Here is a 2,690-nt window from a genome sequence, read left to right as displayed (position 1 = left end):
CCCCCCGGAGCGCCCGGCCGAGCTGTCGGGCGAGGCGGCGCTCGCCCTCAAGGTCGCGGCGCCGGACGACACCGCCTGCCGGGTCAGGCTGAAGCGCCTCGGCGCGGCGTTCGAGCCGCTGCCGGCGATCGTCAACGGGCAGTGCGGCACGCCGCTGCCGCTGAAGGTGACGGGGCTGCCCGACGTCGCGCTTCCGCAATCGGCGACGCTGACCTGTGCGGCCGCCGAGGCGCTGGCGCGCTGGGCGACCGAGGCGCAGGTCGCGGCCGAGCGCGAACTGAAGCAGCCGCTGACCGGGATCGCGATCGGCACCTCCTACGAGTGCCGCGGGCAGAACCACGACGTCGAGGCCAAGCTCAGCGAGCACGCCTTCGCCAACGGCGTCGACGTGATGAGCTTCACCTTCGCCGGCCGTCCGCCGATCGCGGTCGGGGCGATGCCGGAGGGCTCGGCCGAGGGGCGCTTCCTCGATGCGGTGCGGGCGCGGGCCTGCGGGTTCTTCCGCACGGTGCTCGGCCCCGGCTCGAACGCCGCGCACGCCAACCACCTTCATCTCGACGAGCGCGAGCGCAACGCCGGGCACCGCCTGTGCCAGTGAGGGCGGTCGCGGAAACCTGATGCCGCCGTGCCGTTTGGCGGGGAACGCTCACGCTTCGCCGACACTTGATCGCGTGGAGCGAATCGGCTCCGGGAGCCTCGACCATGACGTGCGGATCGACGATGCGGACCGGCCTCGCGGCCGTCGTCCTGGCCTGCCTCGCGGGCCAAGGTCTTGCCGCATCGGACAAGGAGCCGGCCAAGGCGTCGGGCAAGAACGAGCCCGCGGCGCCGAGCGCGCAGGCGATCCGGGACGCGACCTTCGCCGAGCCGGCCCAGGATGCGAAGACGGATGCGAAGAAGGGCGAGGCGAAGTCTTCGGGGGCCGCGAAGGCGAACGACCGGCCCGATCCGCTGACGATCAAGGTCCAGGTGCTGCTCGACCGGGCGCGGTTCTTCCCCGGCGCCATCGACGGGCGCGACGGCGAGAACCTCCAGGGCGCGCTCTCGGCCTACGCCGTGGCGCAGGGCCTGCCTGCGACGAAGACGCTGACGAAGGACGTCTTCGACAAGCTCGCCGCCACCGGCGGCGATCCGGTGGTCGCCGACTACACCATCACCGAGGCGGATGCGGCCGGTCCCTATGTCGAGACGATCCCGCCGAAGATGGAGGCCCAGGCCGACCTGAAGGCGATGAGCTACACCAACCCGCGCGAGATGCTGGCCGAGCGCTTCCACATGAGCCGCGACCTGCTGAGCCAGCTCAACCCGGACAAGCCCCTCGACAAGGCCGGAACGGTGATCCTGGTCGCGGGCATCGCGCCGATGGGTCTCGACAAGCCCAAGGCCAAGGACCTGCCGCAGGACCCGAAGGTCGACCGCGTCGAGGTCGACAAGGGCAGCCGCGACGTGCGCGCCTTCGGCAAGGACGGCAAGCTTCTGGCCTACTATCCGGCCTCGATCGGCAGCGAGGAGAAGCCCGCGCCGAGCGGCGAGACCAAGGTGAAGGGCGTCGCCTTCGACCCGTTCTACACCTACGATCCGAAGTACCGCTTCAAGGGCGTGAAGAGCCGCAAGAAGTTCTCGATCCGCCCCGGCCCGAACAACCCGGTCGGCCTCGTCTGGATCGACCTCGCGATTCCCTCCTACGGCATCCACGGCACCCCGGAGCCGGAAAAGGTCGGCAAGACCGAGTCGCACGGCTGCATCCGGCTGACCAACTGGAACGCCCGCGACCTCGCCGCCCACGTCGCCCGCGGGGCGAAGGTGTCGTTCAAGGACGAATAGAGCCGGTTGCTCGCATGTCGTCGAGGCGACCGGCTCCGAACCGCCGTTCGGCCTCATGTCCTTCCGGCGAGCGGGCTTCCACCTCGCTTGGAAATGCTCCTGCGATCAGGCCGCCGTCAGGTGCCGGAGGTCCGCACCGGTGGACAGGTGCTCCGATGCATCGAGGATTTCGACCGCCACGATCCGACCGGCGGCATCGAAATCGAGGACTAGGCCGGGACGGACTTCCTCGCTTTCGACGACGGGGGCATCCGCGAAGCGCACGTAGAGCGCATCGGTCTTAGCGTCATACCGCGACTTCACGTGGGCGCCTCCGGCTGCGATCGAAGAATGCGGTCACGATGTGCACGCCATCTTCGGTCGGCACGTATACCACGCGCAGCATCCTGCCGTCGCGCTCCGGCACCGAGCGATAGGCCCGTCTTCGTTCCGGGTGCTTCGGGTCCGTCTCGGTGTCTTCCGGCTCTGCCACGGTGCGTTCGATCCACACGCGCTCCAGTGCTCGATCCACCAAATTGCCGAGGGCATGCGTACCGTAGGTGATCCGCACACGCCCTCCCAAAAGACCGAAGCCAATTTCGCGTGCGACGAAGCCGGTGGACGTCACGTACCTCACGTAGAGTATTTTCCTATTCAGGCCTATTGGATTCGCGCTTCGTCGTCGAAGAGGCGATCAGCGGCGAAGCAGGCCTGCCGCCGCGACCATCAGCGCGTCGCACAGGAAGGCGAGCGCCGCCGTCGCGGCGGCGCCCTGAAGCATCGGCACGGTGTTCTGGTTCTGGAGGCCGGCAACGATCGGCGTGCCGAGCGTCGCGGCGCCGGCCATCGTCGAGACCTTGCGCACGGCCCTCGTCCTCGCCGTGGCG

4 protein-coding genes and 1 pseudogene are annotated in these 2,690 nt (G+C 69.3%); 2 read left to right on the top strand and 3 right to left on the bottom strand.

Going from position 1 to position 2,690, the window contains the following annotated elements:
- Both FV223_RS24695 and FV223_RS24690 read left to right on the top strand, forming a co-directional pair.
- Positions 1-598: extensin family protein (locus tag FV223_RS24695; protein ID WP_147729436.1), on the top strand; the 598-nt coding region annotated here is incomplete at its 5' end.
- Positions 599-720: 122 nt separating this feature from the next.
- Positions 721-1,824, top strand: a complete 1,104-nt coding sequence (locus FV223_RS24690) for a L,D-transpeptidase (RefSeq protein WP_147729435.1) — start codon at positions 721-723, stop codon at positions 1,822-1,824.
- A 105-nt stretch (positions 1,825-1,929) separates the two neighbouring features.
- Here FV223_RS24690 and FV223_RS24685 read toward each other — a convergent pair whose 3' ends face one another.
- From FV223_RS24685 to FV223_RS24675, 3 genes and pseudogenes are all read right to left on the bottom strand, one after another.
- Entirely contained in the window at positions 1,930-2,127 is a 198-nt protein-coding gene (locus tag FV223_RS24685) for a DUF2283 domain-containing protein (RefSeq protein ID WP_147729434.1), read from the bottom strand.
- A complete protein-coding gene (locus FV223_RS24680) occupies positions 2,111-2,440 on the bottom strand; it encodes a DUF4258 domain-containing protein (protein ID WP_246686532.1) in 330 nt (109 codons plus the stop codon). The genes FV223_RS24685 and FV223_RS24680 overlap by 17 nt, the downstream gene beginning before the upstream one ends.
- Before the next feature lie 57 nt (positions 2,441-2,497).
- Positions 2,498-2,690, bottom strand: a pseudogene (locus tag FV223_RS24675) (ABC transporter permease); the annotation flags it as partial.

The organism is Methylobacterium sp. WL116 (genome assembly GCF_008039455.1).
Lineage (GTDB): Bacteria > Pseudomonadota > Alphaproteobacteria > Rhizobiales > Beijerinckiaceae > Methylobacterium.
Note: the sequence above shows the minus strand (reverse complement) of the source record. Positions and strands in the feature narration are given on the sequence as shown.

What these genes read in the sequence shown, in the direction of transcription:
- FV223_RS24690 (WP_147729435.1), top strand. Translation starts at nt 721, where the DNA reads ATGCGGACCGGCCTCGCGGCCGTCGTCCTGGCCTGCCTCGCGGGCCAA.